Origin of the sequence: Anaerocolumna sp. AGMB13020, assembly GCF_033100115.1 — a bacterium.
In the GTDB taxonomy this organism is placed as follows: domain Bacteria; phylum Bacillota; class Clostridia; order Lachnospirales; family Lachnospiraceae; genus Anaerocolumna.
Map to the genome: position 1 here is coordinate 4,591,308 of NZ_CP136910.1, position 16,665 is coordinate 4,607,972.

A 16,665-nucleotide genomic window follows, 5' to 3' on the forward strand; every position below is an offset into this window, starting at 1 on the left:
TATTCAAGAGTAAAGGAGGTGGAATACAAACTCCTGGATGAAATTTATGGACTGATTAATAGAAAATTAGGAGGGTGAGGATTTGAGAAAGTATAGTTTTGTGATTCCTACCTATCAAAATAGAAAGCTGGTTATCAATACCTTAAGGGCGTTGGAGTATATCGAAACTACGGAAGCGATATCCTATGAAGTAATAATTGTCGATGATGGTTCACTGGATGATACCTTTCAAGCCGTAGTTTCTGAACGCAGGAAATATCCTTTTATTTATACATATTTGCCAAGAAATGAGGATTCTTCCAGAGCAAGGGCAAGAAACTATGGGCTTAAAAATGTAACGGGTGATATTGTAGTTTTTATAGACGGAGATATTTTGGTCAGACCTGATTATTTGATAAAGCTGGATCGATTTTTTGCACAAAGCTGCGATATGGCGGTAGTTGGAATGCGGTTGCTGCTCAATCAAACAATCAATGAACAAATAGTATTGAATAAATCTATATTTGATAAAAATCTTTTAAGGTCCTATCAAACAGGAGTGGATTTCAGACATCAGATATTTGAGACCCTTTCCTACAATGCTGACAGTATGAGGGTGCCCTTTCTATTTGCATTAACCTGCAATCTGGCGGTACCTAAGAAATGGATTGATTTAACAGAAGGTTTTGATGAAGAACTGAAAAAATGGGGGATTGAAGATATTGAGTTTGTTTACCGTATGTGGCAGAAAGGAATGAAGATTGCTATCAATACCAAGGGGACAGTTATTCATCAGTTTCATGGCTCTAAAGAAGAAGATACCGTAGAAAAAGATAAAATTGAGGAGGTAGACTATAATACTTCCGTATTCATAAAAAAATATCCAGGTTTTTTTGGTTTATCAGACCAGGAAATTTATGAATTATTCCATAGCATCGCTCATAATTATAAGAAGCTGGAAGTGGATCATACCTTAAAATCAATAGAGATATGTTATGATGATATAAAAAAGAAGGAAGAGATAAAAGCAGCAATCTGTCAATATGCCAAGGAGGAAGCAATTAAGCTGACGGTATTTGACTATATTGAGGATTCGGATTTGGACATCTTTATTCAATTAATGACAGATGTAAAAGCCAAAATACTCTATTTTCCGAAAACAATTGATTTCTATGGCTAAAGACCGCATAATTTGATGACTGTATGACTGTATGACTGTATGACTGTATGACTGTATGACTGTATGACTGTATGACTGTATGACTGTATGACTGGCAGAACAGGAAGCGGAAGCTTTATACGGAGGAGTTTTTAAACATTGATTTGAGGCCCTTTCCTGGATGAAGATTCTGTATTCATAATCTGGATACGGACAACCAGGTGAAAGTGCCTCATTTTAGTTATTCCGTCTTATTTCGTGAATTTTATATTATCCAAAGAAATATTGTCGGAGCTTGCTCCTATAAATAATATCATATTTCTTACGATACTATCATTTGAATCAGCAGCTATTGTTTTGAAGTTCGGGCTATCATCAACAGAAATGGTTATGGTTGCTTTATAGGTACCGTCTGGCTGCGCTGTAAAATTATACGTACTGATATGCACTGCTCTCGCCGGATTTGCCCATCCGTGGGTGTTGCTTTGCGGAATTGCAGCTATTGATACATTGGTGGGAGAGGGTGAGATAACGTCCATAGTAAGTTTGGTCAACCCGAATATATTAATAGACTGCCCCCAGACATCGGCTGAAAGGCGTGCATTGGCCCAAAAGTTGCCTTCTGATAAATCATTGCTGCCATAGGTGTTAAGTCCGCGAAGCTCTAAGGCATTATTCACATTTTGTACCAGAATGGAAGTAATGGGGCTGTCCCCATTAATACCAAAGCCTTGTGTGGTACCATCGTTGAAATCCCAAAAACCGGAAGAAAAATCCAAGGGTGGCTGTGGTTTAATTGGTTTAGGATCTTCCGGTGTGGCGTAATAGCTCCCATTAATCCGGGCACGTACATATTGACCTGAAGTAGTCAATTCACTTTCTGACCATACTTTATCAGAACCAGGATCATAGCTGGTGGTACTTTTTAATGCTGAGGCTACTTCATCTTTGTTGCAGAGTGAGAAATTACACCAGCTTATGTTGTTTGCATTCAGGAAATCTAACCAGGCGTCAGCTTTTGCCAGATAAGGTCCGGTAGTACCGGTGGCAAGACTGGTTCCCCATTCAGTAGCAAAAACCCCAACACCATGGTTCAGTGCGTATCTTACGTTACTCATGGCATTGTTTCTATCGGTATCCACATTTGATACCGGATTGGTGCCGCTATAGAAATGAACAGAATACATCGTGTTTTTATCGGCAATTGGATTATCAGCCGCTAAATCTGGTCTTTGGCTCCAGAAAGGAGAACCAACGATGATAAGATTTTCATTGCCCTTCTTTCTTAACAGTTGAACGATAGGGGAAGCATAAGCTTTTACCTGAGACCATCCGGCTGCATCATTTGAGATACCTCCATTTTCACCATTAGGTTCATTGCATAATTCATAGATGATGTTTTTGTTATTGGGATATAAATCAGAGATTTCATTGAAAAAGCTTTGTGCTCCAGAATAGATACTGGCAGTTGGATTTCCAGGATTAATCATATGCCAGTCTACGATCACGTACAGGTCATTTGCAATCGCATAGTCTATCCCGTTTATAACTTTCTGTTTGACTGACGGATTGGTAGCATACCCATCTTCACCTATATACATAGCAAGACGTATTACATTTGCTCCCCAGTCATTGGCAAGAGCAGAAAATCCATTATTATTAACAACCTCCGGAAACCATTGTAACCCATGGGTACTCATGCCCCTTAACTGAATTGGATTTCCGTCTGCGCTGCAAAGTGTCTTTATTCCGTTTTTATCAAGTACCTGTAATTTACCTCCCTCAGAAGGTTTTTTCACATCAGAATTACCAATAAGATGAGAATAATCTGAGGAGGCAGCTGTAACATTAGCTTTTGGTAAAATTGAGATTACCATAACGATAATTACAGCAATAGAAATCAGCGTTCTTTTAGCATTTTTAAACATTATATTCTCCTTTTCTGTGCATTAATCAATAGTTTATGTGGAGTCGACTTCCATTTATTTCTAATACGCCATAATATTACAGCTAAAAAATTTTGATGTAAAGTAAAAATTTGCTTACAAAAATGTGAATTATTTAACAAAAATGCCATAGCTTTTATAAAAAACAGAGTGTAGCTTTAAAAAATAGAAAAAAATTTACAAAATAAGAACTTATTTTCTACGTGTGACTATTCTGATAATAACTCGGTAAACCTCTAAAAGGCCTGAATTTGATAAGGAAATTAAAATTTATATATATAAAACCTGACCATAGATTGTTGTTAATCATTTGTCATAATAAAATAGAATTATATATGAGATGCAGTTGGAAATAGGTGGTTAATTTTACAGGGTTGGTGTTTGAAAGAATATGTAAAATATTTCTATAAAATAATTTTGAAATATAGTATAATATAGAATCATAAATTTACTTCATATGGAAGAAATGAAAAATATAGACAATGTTGATTATTTATAGGAAGAAAGGAGTCTCAAAAATAAAAAGGAAATGGGAAAGTACCAAAGTGAAGAAGCAAAGTTAAGATATAAAGTGAAGATGTAAAGCGAAAAAGCAAAGATGCAAGTGAAGATGTAAAACGACGAAGCAAAGCGAAGATACAAACAAAGATTGAAACGAACATTTCAATTATTATAGTAAGCTTTCGCATCATTAGACGATAAAAAGTAGACAATAGGAAGGATAAAGAATGGGACATATAACCAGTAAAGATGCTTATAAGAACCTGGAAGAAAGAATTAATTGGTTTACACAGGGGGCCCCGCCAACGGATAGCCTGTATAAAATTCTGCAGGTTCTTTATACGGAAAAAGAAGCCAAGTGGGTCGCACGTTTGCCAGTTCGTCCTTTTACAGCAAAAAAAGCGGCAAAAATATGGAATACCAGCGAAGGAAAAGCAGAAGCTTTTTTAGAGCATCTTTGTGAGAAGGCTTTACTGGTGGATTCATTTTACAGAGGTGTACGGCAATTTGTGATGCCTCCGCCAATGGCAGGGTTTATAGAGTTTGCATTAATGCGTACAAGAGGTGATATTGATCAGAAGTATTTAAGTGAGTTGTATTATCAATATATGAATGTGGAAGAGGACTTCGTTAAGGATTTATTCTATGCTACAGAGACCCATCTTGGAAGAGTTTATGTGCAGGAGCCGATATTGACAAATGAAAATACAATTCATATTCTGGATTATGAAAGGGCAAGTCATATTATTGAGGATGCTACACATATAGGCCTAGGAACCTGTTATTGCAGACATAAGATGCTGCATGCGGGCCACCCCTGTGAGATAGATGCTCCTTTGGACGTTTGTCTCACCTTTGGAAATGTAGCCCGTTCTCTTGCAGAAAATGGACATCATGCAAGATTAATTGACAGAAAAGAGGCAATGGAGGTATTGGAACGTTCTTATGAAGCTAATCTTGTCCAGATTGGAGAAAATGTTCGTGAAGCTCCTGCTTTTATTTGCAATTGCTGTGGCTGCTGTTGTGAAGCCTTACAGGCAGCAAGAAAGTTCAGCCCAATGCAGCCGGTGGCAACTACGAATTATGTGCCTAAGATTTCCCATGAATGTGTAGGCTGTGGCAAATGCGAAAAGGTATGTCCGGTATTAGCAATTTCCATGTCTAACAACAAAGAGGTTAAGAAGGTTGCAGAGGTTGATAAGGAAGTTTGCCTTGGCTGCGGTGTCTGTGTACGGAGCTGTCCGAAAAAAGCCATAGAATTAGTACAAAGGGAGGTACGTGTTATTACACCGGTGAATAGTACCCATCGGTTCGTGTTGCAGGCAATTGAGAAAGGAACCCTTCAGAATCTCATCTTTGATAACCAGGCATTTGCGAATCATCGTGCTATGGCAGCTGTATTTGGAGTTATTTTCAAATTACCGCCTTTAAAGCAAATGATGGCTAGTAAGCAGTTTAAATCCATCTACCTTGATAAATTACTGTCGAAGAAAATAGATAAAAAGTCTTAAGACAAAAAACGTAAGAATATTAAAATAATTCATTAATTGAAACATGAAAAAGTGTAAAAGATTGAGGACGTGAAAGAAACTATTTCACGTCCTTATTTGTATGCAAAACAATTGGAGGGTTTCAGAATTTATGCTGTGAAACTTATCTTATTGGCAGAAGCATACGGTTACGGTATAAAAGTTGAATGCAAAGGGAATTCCCAATGACTGGATGTCCTCTTTGAAAGTTCCCAAAGACTTATCACTTTTAAACCTTATGAAGATATGCATTTTATTGAAAACCCAGCAAGGCCTTATCCATTTTAGAATTTATAGAGACATGTATTTAATTGAAATCCTAGAAAAGCCTTATCCAATAAAAAATACATAGAGATTTAATTGATAAATCAACTAATTTTTGTTCGTCCATATTTTTTATAGATTTTCAGATTGCCACCTGTAGTTATTTGATTTATAATTGAATCCGTTGCGTAAATCAGATACGGATAAAAGAGGTAGAAAATGAACAAAAAGTGGTTTCAACTGGATAAAAGAGCGGACAAAGAGATAATTTCACTTGCCTGGCCTTCTATTACCGAACAGATACTTGAGATGATGGTAGGTATGGTTTCTACTATTTTTATGGGGAAGATAGGTATCTTTGCAGTTGCAGCTGTAGGAATGGTAAATATGCTGATGGGATTCCTGCAAACAGTTTTTTCTGGATTGTCAATTGGTACAACGGTTATTATTGCAAGAGTAACCGGTGAAGGTAAAAATAATGAGGCCAAAAACGCATTAATACAGTCAGGATATATGGCAGTCATTGTAGGCGTGCTTCTGGCAGTGCTGGGAAGAGTATTTTCCCTTCCTTTATTGAGCCTGTTCTTTGGAAAAGCCGAGCCAGAGGTTTTTGCAGCAGGAATCAGTTATTTTAATATTGTACTGATAAATCTGCCTTTTCTTGTGTTGGATATCATTGTATCCGGAGCAATGAGAGGGGCAGGCGATACAAAGACTCCCATGATAATCACTGCCGGAGTAAATGTCTTAAATATCATATTAAATACGGTCTTAATATTTGGTGTACCTTTTCTGCATATACCTGCATATGGTATCGTAGGTTCTGCCATAGCAGTAACTGTTTCAAGAATTGTTGGTGTGGTGGTAAGAGTTTTGGTTCTGTATAATTACAAAGGGCTTAAACTGAATCTAAGCCTGAAAGATGACTATACCATCAAGCCTGAAATGATTAAACGAATTATTAAAATAGGTGTTCCTGGTTTCATCGAGCAGGCGGTAATGCAGGGCGGATTTCTTATGCTGCAGATTATTATAGTTCCTTTAGGAACCGTTGCTATGGCAGCCTATCAGATTGGATTAAATATAAATGCACTTGCATTCTTTCCGATATTTGGTTTTGCAATTGCAAATACAACACTTGTAGGACAAAGTCTCGGAGAGAAGAATTATGAGAAAGCAGAAATCTATTCCCGTGAAAGCTTAAAGATTACTATGCTTGTGGGTTTTGTCATTGGTATGTTTATGATTATATTTTCAAAATATCTTGCAGGTATGTATACCAGTGACCCTCTTGTTATGAAAGAATCCATTGCTATTGTTTGTACTTTTGGAGTAATAGAGCCATTGCTTGCTATCTTGAATTTATGTTCAGCAACCTTAAAGGCTGCGGGAGATATCAAGTATGTAATGATTACCTCCTTTGTAGGACTTTGGGCCTTTCGGGTTATCCTGTCCTTCGCACTTATTCATTTATTTGGAATAGGATTAACTGCGGTAATGGTTGGTATATTCTTTGACTTCTGCTCCAGATCGATTATGTATCTGACCAGAGTACATAGTGGCAAGTGGAAATATATAAAAGTCTGACATGTATATAAAAGTACAGAACATCTCATCTCTGGGATTCCCTGCCTGGTGATGGTTTTCGGTGCGGTTTGCTTTGGGTCTGTTCAGAATAGATTTATACTGATAAGGGTATATCTATGGTTAACCGGGATCATACATAAAAGACGGTTGAAGGACTGATTTATATTAAGCTATTTCTGAATGAACATGAAAGGAGGCGGTTGATTGGCGAAGAACGGAAATATGCTTGCGATATTATGGATGCTAAACGCAGGAACGAAAATAACTGCAAAGCAGATAGCGGAGAAATTAGAGATAAATATACGAACGGTATATCGTTATATTGATTCCCTTTGTGAAAGCGGAGTACCTATTATATCAGATTCAGGGCAGAATGGCGGATACACTTTACTGAATAATTTTATTCAGTCACCGTTAGTTTTCGATCTTGAAGAACAAAAGGCATTGCTTCATGCGGCTGTTTTTGCAAAGGAAGCGGGATACCCTTTCAGTGAATCCTTAAATAAAGCGACACAAAAGTTAAAAAGTTATTCAAATAGAGAACAGGAAAATATGCTAAATCGCCACTTAACCGGTTTTGAGGTCATCAGTCGAGAAATTGGCCCATCTGTCAGGAAGACCCTGAAAGAGTTGGAAGCTGCTATTGCAAATGAATATTCAGTAGAGATTGAATATCGTTCAAACCGAGAAAAGCAACCGGTTATAAGAGTAATTGACCCTTATGGAATGCTTTACTGGAACAATAAATGGTATACGGTTGGTTTCTGCCGGCTTCGAAAGGAAATCAGAAGTTTTCGAGCTGAAAGGATTACCCGAATACAATGTACACAAGAGAGGTTTAAAAGGCCGGACAACTTTTCTGCCAGACAATATTTTCTGCAAAACCTTTTGCAGGATCAGGATAGTAAAGAAGAGCTGTTAACGGTCATTATAGGCGGCCGGCCGGAAGCTCTGGAGGATTTATGTATTCATTGGTTTTTCGGCCATCACCTGAAAGAGCGTAATCCAGACCAAGTGGTTTTTTTACTGGATGAAAGAGCCGTTATGGGATATGTGCCTTTTATCCTTCTGTCTTATGGAAAAGCTGTTCAAGTGATTGAGCCAAAGAGTTTAAAGGAAAAGCTTGTTTCTGTTGCATCGGAATTAATAGAACATTATCAAATATAATAACTTCACTGACAGTGGTTGTCAGTGAAGTTGTTTTATTATTAGGATAAACATCGTCCTGTTTCATGGAGGTCCATTACACCAGAAAAAAGAGTATGTATGGATTTCTTCGTGGAGGTAGCGTAGGTTTAATAAATTATTAAAAGGAGAGATTTAGAGTTATGCATCATAACATAGTGTATCTTTATATATTCGATACAATGGCAGATTGGGAAGTTGGTTATATAACAGCAGAATTGAATTCTGGAAGATTTTTTAAGAAAGATTTAGCACCGGTAAAAATTATTACAGTCGGAATGAATAAGTCTCCTGTCGTTACAATGGGAGGCCTGAAGATATTACCGGACATTGAAGTGGATGCTTTTGAGATTGATAAGGCGGATGCTCTGATTTTACCTGGCGGAGATACCTGGACAGAATCAGTTCATTTACCTATTTTGAAAACGGCAGAGAAATGTGTAGAGAAGGGGATTGTTGTTGCTGGAATTTGTGGTGCAACAATAGGTCTTGCCCGGAAAGGTTTGCTAGATACTAAAAATCATACCAGCAATGACCTGGGTTACCTTAAAGCTATCTGCCCGAATTATAAGGGAGAACAGTATTATAACCAGGAAACTGCCGTAGCCGATGGAAAGCTGATAACCGCTTCCGGGATAGCACCGTTGGAATTTTCCTTTCAGGTGTTGAAAGCCTTAGAAGTGTTCTCTGCTGAAACTCTGGGTGCCTGGTATAGGCTATATAAAACAAAGGAAGAGAAGTATTATTTAAAGCTGATGGATTCTATCTGTTAATAAGGAAAAGAAAAGTCTCATATAAATGTTATCAATGCAGAGCAGTTAAGAAGGCTCACACAGATATTTAAAGGTTAGGTTATGTAAATCAAATAAATGTGATAAACGGGTTGGAGAGATACCTTTCCAGCTCGTTTTTACGTAACACCGATATAGCAGCAGTTGATGCTTGACATAGGATTTGATATAATATTGTATTAAAGTTAAAATTTGCTATTTGTAATGCCAGTTGATGATTATTGGGAGGTTTTTCTGTTGACGAAGCCATACAAGATTGCATCAGGAATCTGAAGAAAAAGGATGTATAAGCTTTGTCAGATAATTTAAATATTTGACAATGGTACTATATGAAACTATACTACGTGGTATGGAGGTGGATTATATTAAAACGTACGGAGGATTTTTGATATCCCAAATCAAGCAGCTTCAGGGAAGAGTATTTGAGAAAATGCTGAAAGAAAGTGGCATAGATGCATTTAACGGTGCTCAGGGAAGGATATTATATGTGTTGTGGGAGCACGAAAAGCTTACGATAAGCGAAATCGGGCATCTTACATCACTGGCCAAAACGACTCTCACCAGTATGCTGGATAGAATGGAAGAAAGTGGGCTGGTAGTCAGAGCCGCTGATCCCAAAAACCGTAGGCAGATCTACGTATCCATTACAGAGAAAGCAAGGCATTATAAAGAGGAATATGATAAGGTAACGGATCGGATGAATGAGTTATTCTATAAAGGGTTTTCAGAAAAAGAGGTAACTGAATTTGAAAATATGCTGCGAAGAATTATAAGCAATATAGAGTAGGGCTCTCATTAAATTTGATTAATCACCTTGGGTAGGATAAGATTCTGCCATCGGAAGGAGGAATAGTACAGTACTTAAAATGTATTTCAGATTGTAAATAGGGATAAAAAAATGCGTATAATACGAATGGGTAGTAGGGATGTTTATCACAATCACAAGGGGAAACATGGATAAAAAAATATTTTTAGATACCAAGCTGCAAATGCCTTCTGTCAGACAGAATCATATTTGCAGAGATATTCTAAATAACAGGTTAGGCGAGGGACTGGAGAAAGGACATAGAGTTTTTCTGGTTTCCGCACCAGCGGGATACGGTAAAACAACATTAGTTTCAGGGTGGCTGGACCGGTTGAACTGTAAGTATACCTGGCTGTCTTTGGATGAATATGATAATGAGCCTTCAAAGTTTATTTGTTATCTGCTTGAGGCGGTCAGAAAGATAAGTAAAGGCTTTGGTTCAACCATTGAAAATCTTATGCTGACTGTAAACCTGCCTGCTGTTAAGACAGTAAGCTTATATATGGCACGGGAGCTGGAACAGCTTCAGGAGTCTATCATACTGGTTTTGGATAACTATCATATAATTCATAATAACTATATCAATGAACTGATGCAAAAACTAATAAATGGGGTAACCATGCGATTAGTAATAATTACGCGCAAGGAACCGGAGCTTGCTTTTTCAAAATGCAGAGTTGAAGATAAGATAACAGAGCTGAATGCAAGGGATTTGAAATTTACAAAAGTAGAAATTGAGGAATTTTTCAGCAGATATTTTAAACTGAACTTAAAGGAGCAATCCCTGGAAACGATTGAAAAGCAGACAGAGGGCTGGGCTGCCGGAATGCAGCTGATTGGGCTTTCCTTAACAAATATGGAAGGTAACCGGGAAGATGCTTTCATGAAAGCGTTTAGTGGCAATAATCGTTTCATAACAGAGTACCTGATGGATGAGGTTCTGAAGAATCAAGAGGAGGAGCTGCGTGATTTTCTGAATAAGACCTGTATACTAAAGGAATTTAATGAGGAGCTATGTGAGGCCGTAACAGGAAGGAAAGACAGCAGAAGTATCATACAGAAGCTGGAAAAGGAAAATCTCTTTATCATATCACTGGATGATACGAAGACCTGGTATAGATACCATCCTCTTTTTTCAGAGTTTCTAAGGAGCAACCAGGAGGAGACTGCAATCGCTGAAATTTCCAGAATGGCTGGCCAATGGTGCAGAAAGAATGGATATACAGAAGCTGCTCTTGCCTATGCCTTACAGGCAAAGGACCAGGAAACATCGGTATGTTTGGTGAAAGACAGGGCAATAGAGTTGTTTCAGAAAGGCGAGGTAAAGAACCTTCTTACATTATTGAATTCTGATTTGCTAGTTAAGAAGGAGAAGGATGGCATTCTGGAAATATATAAGGCCTGGTGCATGCTGTTAACAGGGGAAATTGATGAAGCAAGAAAAATAATACATAACCTGAAACATAGGAAAGCTGACATTAATAATCCAATAATTACTGGAATGGTAAAGGCTTCAGCACCGTACCTGTTAAATAATGAAGATAAAGTAAAGGCCTTAATGGAGGCTGAAGAAGCAATCACATATGTAGCGGATAAAAAGGATTATTTCTACTATGTAGCATTAACAGCTTTGGGACATGCATATGCCTTAAACGGTCACACTGGTACTGCGGCAGCTTTGCATGCAAAAGTTCATGAAGGAGCCTGTAAAAAGGGGTACCGTATGCTGGAAGTGACTTCCCTGCACGATGTAGCATTTTATCTTAATTGTATGGGGAAAGGAAGAGAGGCGCTTGCCTTATGTGAAAAGACTCTCGACAGATTTAAGGATCAGGCAGGAAATTACCTGCCAATAGGAAAGATCGTTTATCTTTCACTGGGAATACGGTTATATTACTCCAATAAGCTGGAAGAAGCTCAAAAGTATCTGGAGGAAGGTATTGCAGTTTACCGTGAGTTGGGATATGCCTATTTGGGGGGCGTAGGAGAATGGTATTTCGTTCTGGCTCTTTATCATAACGGAGAGAAAGAAAAGGCTTTTGATATGGTATATCGATTGAAAGCCAATTATAAAAATATTAAAATAGCCAGGATTGCCTTATTTTTTGAAGCACTGGAAATGGAGCTGTTCTATAGGGAAGGGAATTATGAAAAGGTCTTTCGGTGGCTGAAGGAACCAAAAACTACCTTTGACAAAATATCAGGGTTATCGGACATAAATCCTTATTTTACCTATCTAAGAGCTTTGATTTCGCAAAAAGACTTTCTCACAGCACAGAAGGCCCTTCGTGAAAAAGAGGAACACTTAAAAGAAGAAGGCCGGTTTGGAGAGCTAATTACTGTGCTGCTGCTGTCAGCTTTGGTTAATAAGCACCTGGGGTTAGAAGACAGAGCCTTGGATTGCTCTAGAGAAGCTGTAACGCTTGCGGCTCCTGAAGGGTATGAAAGATTATTTCTTGATGAGGGAGGCGAACTTCTGGAGCTGGTATTTAAGGTAAGAGATACAGCGCCGGATTTTATAGACAAAATATGCAGCAGTGGCATAAATAACATGAATTCTCTTACAGACCCTCTTAGGAAAAGAGAACTAGAGATACTAAAACTTATTGCAGAAGGACTGTCTAATGATGAGATTGCAGAGATACTTTTTATTACGACAGGTACGGTTAAATGGCATATTAATAATATGTTCTCTAAACTAGGAGTCAATAAGCGCACCCAGGCAGTGGTCAAGGCCAGGCGTCTTGAGATAATCAATTAGCTTTTAGAATGAAAAGCCCTACTTTTTACCTAACTTTTGATAGGTTGAATGTGAGGCTTTTTTCTTTATAATGAGATAGTTAAAAAAATTGTAGAATTATATATTATACAATCGAAATAAAACAAAAGGAGAAACACAAATGAAAAAAAGTTCATATTCATCAAGATGTTTCCTCATCCTGATGATGATTACATTGGTTTTATCTATGATGGCTTGTAAGAAAACGGTATTTCCGGCAGCTGATGATAGTGTTAAGGGATTTTTTACAGCGTTAAGTAAAGCGGATTTAAAAGAGGCAGAGAAATATTGTAAATCTGATACCGGTAATTTTACATTTGCGGATCCGCAGGAAGAAAAGTTAATAACCCTTATTTTTTCAAAATTGAACTATGAAATTGTATCCTCTGAAGAAGATGGAGATACAGCGACTGTTGGGGTAAAGCTGACAAATCTGGATATGCAATTAGTTTTTGAAGATATGTATGGAAAGATCTTTGATGAAGCATATGATGCTGCTCTCTCAGAGGAAGAGATGTCAGATGATGATGTGGAAGAGAAAATGATGGGGTATCTGGAGGAAGGTATGTCTGACCCGGAAGCACCTGTTGTAACAAATGAATTTGAGATTACCTTAAAAAAAGACAATGGTAAGAAAATCTGGGTGATTCAGGATGATGATACTTTTATGAGTAATATAACTGGAAACCTTGATGAAATGCTTAGTGAATAAATTTTACGATTGACAGTTATGATGGTGTTGGAAGAATAAGCCGGGGAATAAAACATTTCGTTCTAAATAATAGGAGTTTAATAGGAGGAAGTATGAGAGTTGCAACAATTATATTAGTTATTATAGGTACATTAGCATCCATAGGATTAGGGGCAAAATGGTTATCAGATTTTGATACATACAGCACAGAAATAGCAGCCGTGGAAGAATATAGTTCAGATCCGGATGTAGCTCAGGCCCTGAAAGAGATGGAAGAGTTAAAGAGTTGTTCATATGCCTTGATTGTTTGTGGTATTGTTTCCTTGATATCAGTATTCTTAATGAGTAAATTAGGAAAAATTACTTCAGTAATATTTCTGGCTTCGGCGATTATTCCCGCAGTTTTGGCACCTATATCTCTCGTAGTTACATTTTTCTTTATCATTGCAGGTATTTTAGCTTTCTTTGTAAAGCCGAAAGTACAAACTGCAAAACCAGCATAAGTTAGCTTAGTTTATCCGGCAATATTTCATTCCTTCCTGGCACATATCATATAGTTAATTAGAGGAGCACTGAATTAAGTTCAGCAGCTCCTCTTTCTTATTACCTGGATAGTCCTGGCAAGAGGGAAGAATGAAGCAGAAGAAGAAGAAGAAGAAGAAGAAGTAAAAGAAAACCCATAATTTCTAAAGAAATAAATTGAATTTAATAAAATTAAATTTAACCATTGACAAATGAAGTATTTGTAACTATAATAGTAACAAATAGAGGAGATGATGATTATGTACTCAACAAAATATGCTGTTGGTATTCATATACTTAGCCTTATTGCTTTAAAACAGGAGGATGGAATAACATCGGATTATATTGCAGGAAGTGTGAATACGAATCCGGCTCTTGTAAGACGACTGATGAGTGATTTGAAGAAGTCGGGTCTCATACAGACAAAAACCAAAGTTGGTGTAACCGGACTCATGAAACCTCCGGAAGAGATTACACTTTTGGAAATTTTTAAAGCAGTAGAAAACCGGCAGGATTTGTTTGCAATACATTCAGATACCAATTCAGACTGTCCGGTAGGCGCAAGAATAGGATGTGTATTAGAGCGTATTAATCATAAAGTACAATCCAGTTTTGAAGAGGAATTGGAAACGATGCATCTATCTGATATTTTAGAGGGCTTAGGCAATATTTGAGTCAGATCATTATCATCTATATAACTTAAACTAATGTTATTAACCTTCCTGAATGGGAAAATAAAATCAAAATGAATTTAATAGGAGGAATTATTATGAGCAAAAAAACAATCGGCATTATTGTAGGAAGTTTGAGAAAAGGATCTTTTAACAGAGCAATTGCAAATTATGTAGCATCAATAATACCTGAAGGATATGAAGCTAAATTCATTGATATAAATGGAATAGATTTATTTAATGAAGACCTGGAAGCAAATCCTCCGGTATCCTGGAGCAATTTAAGAGCAGAGGTCAAGTCCGCTGATGCGTATCTGTTTTTTACACCCGAGTATAACCGTTCTGTACCAGCTGCGTTAAAGAATGTTTTGGATGTTGCCTCCAGACCCTATGGACAAAGCGTTTGGGCTGGTAAACCAGCAGGTATAGTCAGTGTATCAATGGGAGGTATATCAGGTTTTGGAGCAAATCATCACCTTAGACAGACCCTTACATTCCTTGATGTCTATCCTTTACAGCAGCCGGAGGCTTATATTGGAAATGTTACCAGCTTGCTGGATGAAAGCGGTAAGCTTACAAATGAAGGTACAAAAGACTTCTTAAAAACTTACGTGGATGCATTTGTTGCCTGGATTGATAAGTTTTAATACCATCGGAGCAGCCAGTGACAGGCGAGCAGGAACGGAATAGTATGGGAAAAGACCGAAGTGCAGATTTTTTATTCCAATCTGTATTTGCAGGTCTTTTCTGTTTTACATAGAAGTCTGATAATTATTTGACTGACTACGAAAGGAAGAAGCGGCTATTAACAGCATAATGGACAAAATTAAATAAGTAAAATATTTACATATTATCGAAGGTATACTATAATATTCTTAAATTGAAAGAACTGCCATTTTCCGAAACGAGAGGATTTCATGGTCATGATTCGCGCGGCATGATCTGAAATAATAAATGATAAGGAGATAAGATATGTTAAGGAAAGGGAAGTTATTAAGTGTGCTACTGGTTTTCATTCTAGTGGTATCCTGGCTGTCATCTATGACAGTTCCGGCAAAGGCAGCTACCAACTGGTCACTTGTGTGGAGCGATGAGTTTAATGGAAGCAGTCTGAGTACCTCTAATTGGACAGCTGAAATCGGGACGGGCAGCGGAGGCTGGGGAAACAACGAGCTGCAGTATTATACCAACCGTTCACAGAATCTCTCGGTATCTGGTGGTAATCTCATTATAACTGCACAGAAGGAAGCCTATGGCGGTATGAATTATACCTCTGCCAGAATTAAGACCCAGAATCTAAAGAGTTTTACTTATGGTAAAATTGAAGCCAGGATAAAACTGCCTTCTGGGCAGGGTTTATGGCCTGCTTTCTGGATGCTGGGCGATAACATTACCAGTGTTGGCTGGCCGAAATGCGGTGAAATTGACATCATGGAACGTGTAAATAACAATGCTTATGTTAACGGTACAGTTCACTGGGATTCCAATGGACAGGCTGATTATGGACAGGTATCCGGCTCATTGGATTTTTCCCAGTTCCACACTTACTCCATTGAATGGGACTCCAGTTATATCAGATGGTTTGTTGACGGTGTACAATTTAATGAATTCTACATACAGAACAATGCAGGAGGAACAGAAGAATTCCAGAAATCCTTTTTTATCCTTCTGAATCTTGCAGTAGGCGGAAACTGGCCGGGAAGCCCTAACAATCAGACCGCTTTTCCGTCTCAGATGCTGGTTGATTATGTAAGAGTATATAAGGCACAATCCTCACCGACTATTGTAAGCGGAGGAGTCTATACGCTGGCTGCAAAATGCAGCGGTAAGGTACTGGATGTGAAGGACGTTTCCTATGATGACGGAGCCAAAATGCATCAGTGGACCTATAAAGGAGCGGATAACCAAAAGTTTCGCATTGATGATATGGGAGGAGGGTATTATAAACTAACCGCAGTTCACAGCGGTAAGTGTCTGGATGTACCATATGCTTCTACTGCCCAGGGAGTGCAGCTTCAGCAGTGCTATGACAATGGTAACGATGCGCAGCGGTGGAAAATCGTAGATGCAGGCGGAGGATATTATAAACTGATATCGAAAGCCAGTGGATTAGCCATGGACGTGTCCAATTCCTCCACAGCCGATGGAGGCGTGGTACAGCAATGGAATGATAATGGAACGGATGCACAGAAATGGTATTTGACAAAAGTAAATTAAAATAATCCGAAAGCCGTAAAAGAGTTACATAGAATGAAT

13 protein-coding genes are annotated in these 16,665 nt (G+C 37.9%); 12 read left to right on the top strand and 1 reads right to left on the bottom strand.

Annotated features, from left to right (window positions below; genetic code table 11):
- Window positions 1–82 precede the first annotated feature (82 nt).
- A complete protein-coding gene (locus R2R35_RS19100; RefSeq protein ID WP_317731422.1) occupies window positions 83–1,159 on the top strand; it encodes a glycosyltransferase family 2 protein in 1,077 nt (358 codons plus the stop codon).
- Window positions 1,160–1,389: 230 nt separating this feature from the next.
- Here R2R35_RS19100 and R2R35_RS19105 read toward each other — a convergent pair whose 3' ends face one another.
- Entirely contained in the window at window positions 1,390–3,066 is a 1,677-nt protein-coding gene (locus R2R35_RS19105) for a cellulase family glycosylhydrolase (protein WP_317731423.1), read from the bottom strand.
- Between the two features lie 746 nt (window positions 3,067–3,812).
- Between R2R35_RS19105 and R2R35_RS19110 the strand changes: the two genes are divergently transcribed.
- The 11 genes from R2R35_RS19110 to R2R35_RS19160 all read left to right on the top strand — a co-directional run bounded on the left by R2R35_RS19110 (window position 3,813) and on the right by R2R35_RS19160 (window position 16,626).
- A complete protein-coding gene (locus R2R35_RS19110) occupies window positions 3,813–5,096 on the top strand; it encodes a 4Fe-4S dicluster domain-containing protein (protein WP_317731424.1) in 1,284 nt (427 codons plus the stop codon).
- Between the two features lie 501 nt (window positions 5,097–5,597).
- A complete protein-coding gene (locus tag R2R35_RS19115; RefSeq protein WP_317731425.1) occupies window positions 5,598–6,965 on the top strand; it encodes an MATE family efflux transporter in 1,368 nt (455 codons plus the stop codon).
- Between the two features lie 204 nt (window positions 6,966–7,169).
- Window positions 7,170–8,132, top strand: coding sequence for a helix-turn-helix transcriptional regulator (locus R2R35_RS19120; protein ID WP_317731426.1), 963 nt, complete (start codon window positions 7,170–7,172; stop codon window positions 8,130–8,132).
- A gap of 161 nt (window positions 8,133–8,293) precedes the next feature.
- Complete coding sequence (locus R2R35_RS19125) at window positions 8,294–8,923, top strand: type 1 glutamine amidotransferase family protein (protein WP_317731427.1); 630 nt, start codon at window positions 8,294–8,296, stop codon at window positions 8,921–8,923.
- Window positions 8,924–9,305: 382 nt separating this feature from the next.
- Entirely contained in the window at window positions 9,306–9,728 is a 423-nt protein-coding gene (locus R2R35_RS19130) for a MarR family transcriptional regulator (protein WP_317734821.1), read from the top strand.
- A gap of 166 nt (window positions 9,729–9,894) precedes the next feature.
- The gene (locus tag R2R35_RS19135; RefSeq protein ID WP_317731428.1) at window positions 9,895–12,507 is read left to right on the top strand and encodes a LuxR C-terminal-related transcriptional regulator; all 2,613 of its coding nucleotides are present in this window, start codon (window positions 9,895–9,897) and stop codon (window positions 12,505–12,507) included.
- 139 nt (window positions 12,508–12,646) lie between these two features.
- Window positions 12,647–13,237, top strand: a complete 591-nt coding sequence (locus tag R2R35_RS19140) for a DUF5105 domain-containing protein (protein WP_317731429.1) — start codon at window positions 12,647–12,649, stop codon at window positions 13,235–13,237.
- A 92-nt stretch (window positions 13,238–13,329) separates the two neighbouring features.
- Window positions 13,330–13,719, top strand: a complete 390-nt coding sequence (locus tag R2R35_RS19145; RefSeq protein WP_317731430.1) for a hypothetical protein — start codon at window positions 13,330–13,332, stop codon at window positions 13,717–13,719.
- 279 nt (window positions 13,720–13,998) lie between these two features.
- Window positions 13,999–14,412, top strand: coding sequence for an Rrf2 family transcriptional regulator (locus R2R35_RS19150; RefSeq protein ID WP_317731431.1), 414 nt, complete (start codon window positions 13,999–14,001; stop codon window positions 14,410–14,412).
- A 95-nt stretch (window positions 14,413–14,507) separates the two neighbouring features.
- A complete protein-coding gene (locus R2R35_RS19155) occupies window positions 14,508–15,056 on the top strand; it encodes an NADPH-dependent FMN reductase (protein ID WP_317731432.1) in 549 nt (182 codons plus the stop codon).
- Window positions 15,057–15,381: 325 nt separating this feature from the next.
- Window positions 15,382–16,626 carry an RICIN domain-containing protein gene (locus R2R35_RS19160; RefSeq protein ID WP_317731433.1) on the top strand — a complete coding sequence of 415 codons (1,245 nt, stop codon included), beginning with the start codon at window positions 15,382–15,384 and terminating at the stop codon, window positions 16,624–16,626.
- Window positions 16,627–16,665 lie beyond the last annotated feature (39 nt).